7 protein-coding genes are annotated in these 7,621 nt (G+C 57.1%); 4 read left to right on the top strand and 3 right to left on the bottom strand.

The window, feature by feature from the left end; all coding sequences use genetic code 11:
* The 3 genes from QZY01_RS08095 to QZY01_RS08085 form a co-directional block, all read left to right on the top strand.
* The coding region (locus tag QZY01_RS08095) for a DNA translocase FtsK (protein WP_294535648.1) at positions 1-166 on the top strand (166 nt) is incomplete at its 5' end.
* A gap of 141 nt (positions 167-307) precedes the next feature.
* Positions 308-1,009 carry an outer-membrane lipoprotein carrier protein LolA gene (locus QZY01_RS08090; protein ID WP_294535627.1) on the top strand — a complete coding sequence of 234 codons (702 nt, stop codon included), beginning with the start codon at positions 308-310 and terminating at the stop codon, positions 1,007-1,009.
* Between the two features lie 377 nt (positions 1,010-1,386).
* The gene (locus QZY01_RS08085) at positions 1,387-2,145 is read left to right on the top strand and encodes an exodeoxyribonuclease III (protein ID WP_294535644.1); all 759 of its coding nucleotides are present in this window, start codon (positions 1,387-1,389) and stop codon (positions 2,143-2,145) included.
* A gap of 44 nt (positions 2,146-2,189) precedes the next feature.
* Here QZY01_RS08085 and QZY01_RS08080 read toward each other — a convergent pair whose 3' ends face one another.
* The 3 genes from QZY01_RS08080 to QZY01_RS08070 form a co-directional block, all read right to left on the bottom strand.
* Positions 2,190-2,642, bottom strand: a complete 453-nt coding sequence (locus tag QZY01_RS08080) for a cyclic nucleotide-binding domain-containing protein (protein ID WP_294535624.1) — start codon at positions 2,640-2,642, stop codon at positions 2,190-2,192.
* Positions 2,643-2,813: 171 nt separating this feature from the next.
* Entirely contained in the window at positions 2,814-3,497 is a 684-nt protein-coding gene (locus tag QZY01_RS08075; protein WP_294535641.1) for a response regulator transcription factor, read from the bottom strand.
* 650 nt (positions 3,498-4,147) lie between these two features.
* The gene (locus QZY01_RS08070) at positions 4,148-4,867 is read right to left on the bottom strand and encodes a YggS family pyridoxal phosphate-dependent enzyme (RefSeq protein WP_294535621.1); all 720 of its coding nucleotides are present in this window, start codon (positions 4,865-4,867) and stop codon (positions 4,148-4,150) included.
* A gap of 142 nt (positions 4,868-5,009) precedes the next feature.
* Here QZY01_RS08070 and leuS point away from each other — a divergent pair, with 142 nt between their 5' ends.
* Positions 5,010-7,616: a leucine--tRNA ligase gene (gene leuS, locus QZY01_RS08065; protein WP_294535618.1), complete on the top strand. Its 2,607-nt coding sequence runs from the start codon at positions 5,010-5,012 to the stop codon at positions 7,614-7,616.
* Positions 7,617-7,621 lie beyond the last annotated feature (5 nt).

Below are 7,621 nucleotides of genomic sequence, written 5' to 3'. Positions count from 1 at the left end.
GACGTCCTATGTCCAGCGGCGTCTTTCAGTCGGCTACAACAAGGCGGCGTCACTGGTCGAGCGCATGGAGAAGGAAGGCGTCGTCGGCGCCGCCAACCACGCCGGCAAACGCGCGATACTGGTCGGCGGCGGCGTGGATCGCGGCGCGTTCGATCTCGACGATTGAGGAAATCCAAATCCCGCCACAAGATCAGGTTAGGGGTTCCCTACGCTCTCGCAACGTGGCGCCGCCGCCGGGCCGGAAAAAATCCTGAAACGCCATTTTCCGGCATTCCAAATTCTCTTCGTTCCCCTTTGGGGTCCATAAATGGCTGAAGGACCGACCATGAATCGCGGCTTGGGTTATTTTTTGGCGTTTCTGCTTTTCGTGATGTCCAGCGGCGCATCCCAGGCGCAAAAAGCGTCGGCGCCGGAAAAAAAGACGCCGCCAAAACAGGAGAACTCGAAGGCCGCGCCGGAAGGACTCGACCCGCAAATAGCCATCCAGATGGCCGACGATTATTTCAACGCCGCCAAATTTATGACCGCGGACTTCGTTCAGGTCGGCGTCGATGGCCGGCGCGCCGAAGGAAAGCTCTATGTTTCCAAGCCCGGAAAGCTCCGTTTCGAATATGCCCAACCGGCGACCATGGAGATCATCGCCGACGGCGTCTCTGTGGCCATTCGCGATCGCAAGCTACAAACCCAGCAAATATATTTCATCGGCCAAACGCCTTTGAAATTTCTGCTGCAAGAGCATCTGAAACTGAAGCGCGATGTTAAAATAACAAACGTGTCTTCGAATACCAATTCTACAATTATTACTTTGGAGGATACTGCTACGTTCGGGGGAACATCTAAAATTAAACTTGCTTTCGACAACAAGAATTTCAGCTTGAAACAGTGGGAAGTCACTGATCCTCAAGGCTACCAGACTCTGGTCACACTGCATAATATTGACTTGAAGTCGGTTCCCGACAACGGTCTGTTTCGAATTCCGAGCAATGAAATCTGGCCCTCGCAAAATTAACAGCATCCAACTCGTAAGAACATATTGCCGAAAATTTGCAGACTTTCCGGCAAACTACATGCGGTTAAACATAGGACCAGGGTTGCCGGGAGTCATGCGGCGGCGCGTTCCCGGCGAGGCATAATTCAACAGTGGTTTTCCGCTTGCCGCTCCTTCGCCCCTATGCTCAAAAGAGCGAACAATCCGAGATAACCCGCTAACGGAGGTTACGACCGGTGCGCTTTGGCAAGGCGCGAAAGCGCCGCCGAGCTTAGTCGGGCGACTCCGCCATCGCGGCAAGTCGCGAATATCGAGACTCGGTAAATCGGCTTCCAGTAAGGGGCTAAGCGGTGCAGATCAAGATTACGACCTGGAATATCAACTCCATCCGCTTGCGCATGCCCCTGGTCGCCCAGTTCCTCAACGTCCATCAGCCGGATATTCTTTGTCTGCAAGAAACAAAATGTCGCGATAGCGAATTTCCAGGTTCGGAAATCCGTAAACTTGGCTACGAATATTTGGCGATCAACGGCCAAAAAGGCTATCACGGCGTCGCCATCCTGTCTCGGCTGCCCCTTGATGACGTCGACCGGATCGCGTTTTGCGAAAAAGGCGATGCGCGGCATATTGCGGCGTCGTTCAGCGTCGATGGTCGTTCCATTCGCTTGCACAATTTCTATGTTCCCGCCGGAGGCGACGAAGCAGACCCGGTGAAAAACCCGAAATTCGCGCATAAAATATCGTTTCTCGATGAAATGCATCGACTCGCTGTCAATGAAGCCATTACTGAAAATGACACCATCATGGTCGGCGATTTCAATATTGCGCCCTTTGAGCACGATGTCTGGAGCCACAAGGCTTTATTGAAGGTCGTCAGCCATACCGAAGTCGAAACTCAAAAACTCAAGCTCATACTCAGCGAAGGCCGCTGGATCGATACTTTGCGCCAGTTCACGCCGCTTGAGGACAAGCTTTACACATGGTGGAGCTATCGCGCGCCCGATTGGGCCAAGGCGGACAAGGGGCGACGGCTCGACCATATCTGGACTTCACGGTCGCTGGCGCCCCATCTGTCGGGCATCGAGATTCTTCGGGACGCCCGGGGATGGGAGCGCCCTTCCGATCATGTTCCCGTGACTCTGAATCTTAATTTTTGATGGAACCTGGTTCACATCAAGAAAACGCTTGAAATCAAAAGGCTCTAGTCCAAAAAGGCCTTCCGCGCCTTGTTGAGTTCCGCGACGAATTGCTGCAATTGGCGCGCGAACGCGCTTTTGAGCCGCCGAGCGCTTGCCGGCGATGCTTCCAGCGCGCGAATGAACAGCGCGCGCGGGATTTTGAGCAAGTTCGAATTCTGGCGCGCAATCGCCGTTGTCGAATGTTGTGTCGGGACGATCAGCGCCAATTCTCCGAGCAGGACGCCCGGCCCGACTACCTTGCCCGCGATGGCCGGACTTTCCGTCGAATCGAGCGAAAGCGCACCGGAAATGACGACATATCCACCTTCGGATGGTTCGCCTTGACGAAACACGACGTCGCCAGGGCCCAGTCGCAGAGGTTCGGATGCAAAGGCGATCAAGCGCAGCGCTTCCGGCGCTAATTCGGCGAAAATGGGTTGACCGATCAGGATCTTGATATCGCTTTCCAAGGACATTCGCTCACCAACAAGGAAACGATCAGCGCGCCGGGCGCGAACTATCTTTAGCGCGCTCGTCTTCTTCGAACGCCGGTTTTAAGCGCCGCACATTCTCGAAGCATGAGCGCTCTCTCTTTGTTTAGCCGCATATTCATTTCCGAAAAGTCTGCAATTTTTCAAGAATATGCTCTAGAAAGCCAATCGATATCCGCCTGCATCCGTGATCAGCAGCTGGGCATTGGCGGGATCGGTTTCGATTTTTTGTCGAAGACGATATATGTGCGTCTCCAATGTATGCGTCGTGACGTTTGCATTATAGCCCCAGACTTCGCGCAGCAATTCGTCGCGCGAGATCACCGTGCCTTTAGCCCGGTTGAGATATTGGAGAATCGCCGTCTCTTTCTCGGTAAGCCGCAATTTTTCGCCGCCGGAAGCCGTAAGCAACTTTGCGCCCGGGTAAAATAAATAGGAGCCGATCTGAAACGTGGCGTCTTCGCTCAACTCGTATTGCCGCAAATGGGCGCGAATGCGCGCCAATAGAACCGCGAAGCGGAACGGCTTGTTGACGTAATCATTGGCGCCGGAATCGAGTCCCGATACGATATCCATTTCGGAATCATGACCGGTCAGCAGAATGATCGGCTTCTGAAAGCCCTCCTGGCGGAGTTTTCTGACCGCCTCCCGTCCATCGCCATCGGGCAGGCCGACGTCCATGATGATCAGATCGACCGTTTGTGCGCGCACGGCGATCGACGCTTCTGCGATATTTCTTGCTTCGAGCGTGGAAAATTCCTGATGAATCGCCAATTGCTCGACCAGCGAAAGGCGCAGAAGATCGTCGTCATCCACAACCAGGATCCGGCGGACTTGCAACATGAACGATCCTGTGACCGGAGCAGATAGCGATCGAGAGGGCGAATTCAGGTGAATAGATTCGGCGAATCCATGATAACGACTAAATTTACGCGTTCCGTGAAATTTCGTCAAAAACTTGGAATATTGCAGATTCGCGGACCTGTTTCGCATTCGCGCATCGCCGTCCGTTCGCTGCCGCTGTTGCCGGGCCGCCCGTGTCGCGCAGTGCTCGGCTTTGGACCGCGCCAACTCCAGTGCGCCGTTGGCTGGAGCGGGATTGGACCCAAACGGCGCGAAGGCGACGGCGTTACGCCGTTGGGAAAGTTCTTCGTCGCCGATTGGCTGCGGCGCACCGAGGCGTGGAAGGTTTTCCGGTCCGACAGCCGCGCCATCAAGCGGACGGACGGCTGGTGCGACGATCCGCGGGATCAATTCTATAACCGGGCGGTTACTCTGCCTTATCGGGCGAGGACGGAAGCCTTGTGGCGGGAGGACGGCGTGTACGATCTCATAGGTGTGCTGGATTTCAACCGGCGACCTCGCATTCTCGGTCGGGGCAGCGCCATATTTCTGCATCTTGCCCATCCCGATTATCGGCCAACGGCAGGATGCATCGCCTTGTCGCGCGCCGATATGCAAAAGGTTCAGCTACTTTGGCGCCGGCCGCTTCAAATCGACATTGGTTGCTTTTCGACGCCACGACGGCTTCCAAAAATGGCGGAGCCGACCCGGACTTGAGTCGCGCCCAGCTGAATCGCCAGTTCGAAATCGTCGCTCATGCCCATCGACAGGCGGCTCAGGCCGAAATCGGTGGCAAGGCGCCGCAACAGCGCGAAGTGAGGCGAAACCAACTGATCTACGGGGGGAATGCACATCAGACCTTCGATGCGCAGTCCCGCGGTCTGCCGGCAATAGGCCAGCAAGGCCGCGAGATCGGCGGGCGCGATACCCGCTTTTTGCGGCTCTGCGCCGGTATTGACCTGAATCAGCAGACGGGGGCTTTTGCCGCTCTTGCCGATAGCCTGCGCGATGGCCTCGGCGATTTTGGGCCGATCGACGGTTTCGATGACGTCGAACAAAGCGACCGCGTCGGCGGCCTTGTTCGATTGCAGCCGACCGATGAGATGCAATTCGATATCTGGAAACTTACGGCGAAGCCCAACCCATTTTTCGCGCGCCTCCTGGATGCGATTTTCACCGAAAATTCTTTGCCCGGCCTCCAGAACAGGCTCAATGGCGGCGGCATCGAAATTCTTGGAGACGCAGACCAATTCAACGTCGGCTTCGGCGCGGCCAGTATCGCGGCAGGCGCGGTTGATGCGAGCCCACACCTGCGCCAAATGCTCGGCGGCAGGGGCCAAAGGTGAAAGGGGCGCTGAGGAGGGCATTGTCCCGCGAGTCTAGAAGCAAAAATGATCGTCGCGCAGAATTGCACGACACAAGCCCATTTCAAAGGCGCGTGTTGACCGTCGAGCTGAAATGATGCTCATTGCGGAAAATCTCCAAAGTCGTGCGAAAAGCGGAATCCCCATGCGATCTGAGCGCTACAACGCCCACGAAGCCGAGCAGAAATGGCAAAAAATCTGGCGGGAACGGCAAACGTTCCTGACCGGAAACAACGATCCTCGGCCCAAATATTATGTGCTAGAAATGTTTCCCTATCCTTCGGGCCGAATTCACATGGGCCATGTGCGCAATTACGCCATGGGGGATGTCGTCGCGCGCGCCATGCGGGCAAAGGGTCATAACGTCCTTCATCCAATGGGCTGGGACGCTTTTGGCATGCCGGCGGAAAATGCCGCTCGCCTGAACGGCTCTCATCCCGCGACCTGGACCTACGCCAATATTGCGGCCATGCGCCGGCAATTGCAAAGCATGGGACTTTCCATCGACTGGTCGCGCGAAATCGCCACCTGCGATCCGAGCTATTACAAGCACCAGCAAAAGCTGTTTCTCGACATGCTCGAAAAAGGCCTTGTCTATCGCAAGAAGGCCAAGGTGAACTGGGATCCGGTCGACCAGACCGTTCTGGCCAACGAACAAGTGATCGACGGGCGCGGATGGAGGTCGAACGCGTTGGTCGAGCAACGCGAACTCACCCAATGGTTCTTCAAGATAACGGAATTTGCCGAGGATCTCCTGCAATCGCTTGAAACGCTGGATCGCTGGCCGGAAAAAGTCCGGTTGATGCAAAAAAATTGGATCGGACGCTCGGAAGGGGCGCTGGTGCGTTTCTCGCTGGCGCAAGCTGCGCCCGTGTCCGAAATCGAGGTCTATACGACGCGGCCCGACACCCTGTTCGGGGCCGAATTCATCGCGCTTTCCCCCGATCATCCGCTGGCCGCCCAGATCGCCGAAAAGAACACCCAGCTCCAGGCTTTTATCGAAGAATGCCGGCGCGTCGGGACCTCGGTCGCCGCGCTGGAAACGGCCGAAAAGAAGGGCTACGACACCGGCTTGAAGGTCCGCCATCCCTTCGATAAGGGCTGGACCCTGCCGGTCTATGTCGCCAATTTCGTGCTGATGGACTATGGAACGGGCGCCATTTTCGGATGTCCCGCACATGATCAGCGCGACTTCGATTTCGCACGCGCTTATGGCCTTGGCTACAGAATCGTGGTCTGCCCGGATGGCGTCGATCCGGACCAATTCGCTCTCGGCGACACCGCCTATGACGGCGACGGAACAATCGTCCATTCACGCTTCCTCGACGGCTTGACCCCCCAAGCGGCGCGCGAAGAGGCCATTCGCCGGCTCGAAAGCGATCTGGTTGACGGCGCGCCCAAGGGCAGGCGCAAGGTCAATTTCAAGCTGCGCGATTGGGGGATTTCCCGACAGCGCTATTGGGGTTGCCCCATTCCGGTCATTCACTGCGAGGCTTGCGGCGTCGTCACCGCTCCCATCGAAAGCCTGCCCATCACCTTGCCGCCGGACGTATCCTTCGATCTGCCCGGCAATCCGCTCGATCGACATCCGACCTGGAAAAACGTCGACTGTCCGCAATGCGGACGGGCGGCGCGGCGGGAAACCGATACGATGGATACGTTTGTCGATTCATCCTGGTATTTTGCACGGTTCACCGATCCGACCAATGAACAGGCTCCCACAACGCGCGCTATCGCCGACGAATGGCTGCCGGTCAATCAATATATCGGCGGCATTGAACATGCGATTTTGCATCTGCTCTATTCGCGATTTTTCACGCGCGCGATGAAGGCGACCGGTCATGTCGGTTTGAGCGAGCCTTTCGTCGGACTGTTCACGCAGGGGATGGTGGTGCACGAAACCTACCGATCCGCCGAAGGCGCCTGGCTGTCGCCGGAGGAGATTCGCTTCGATCAGGACGGTCAGGCCTTTGCGCTGGACGACGGCCGTCCCGTCGAAATCGGCGGCATTGAAAAAATGTCGAAATCGAAACGTAACACCATTGATCCCGACGACATTATCGCGAGCCACGGCGCCGATACCGCGCGCTGGTTCATGCTCTCCGATTCGCCCCCCGATCGAGATGTCATCTGGACCGAAGAGGGGGTGCAGGGGGCGGCGAAATTCGTGCAGCGCCTGTGGCGCCTCATCGGCGAGATCGCCGACTTCAGCCGCGACGCGCCATGCGTTTCATCTTTTGGCGACGCCGCCCAGGCCGTCCGCAAGTCCGCCCATTCGGCGCTGCTGAAGGTCGAGGAGGATCTGGCGCGCCTTCGCTTCAACCGTTGCGTCGCGCAGGTCTATGACCTGGCCAATCAATTGACGGCCCATCTGGCGAATGTCGAGAGCGAGAAGGGAGGCGACGATCTGCGTTGCGCGTTCCGCGAAGCCGGTCGGATCCTGACCCATCTGTTCGCGCCAATGATGCCGCATCTCGGTGAGGAATGCTGGGCGCTGCTCGGCGGCGAAATTCCCATCGCCGAGTCGCCCTGGCCCAACGCCGATCGTTCTCTTGTCGTCGATAACGTGATATCCCTTCCCGTGCAGATCAACGGCAAGAAGCGCGCCGACCTGACTATCGCCCGGGAGGCCAGCCAGGCTGAAATAGAAGCGGCCGTGCTGGAGCTAGAAGCCATTCAGCGCGCCTTGGACGGCAGACTCCCAAAGAAAATTATTGTCGTGTCGCAGAGGATCGTCAATGTCGTCATCTAGCGCCA

Origin of the sequence: uncultured Rhodoblastus sp. (assembly GCF_903903185.1) — a bacterium.
GTDB lineage: Bacteria > Pseudomonadota > Alphaproteobacteria > Rhizobiales > Beijerinckiaceae > Rhodoblastus.
The sequence above is the reverse complement of the archived record's forward strand: the minus strand, read 5'-3'. Positions and strand labels throughout refer to the sequence as shown.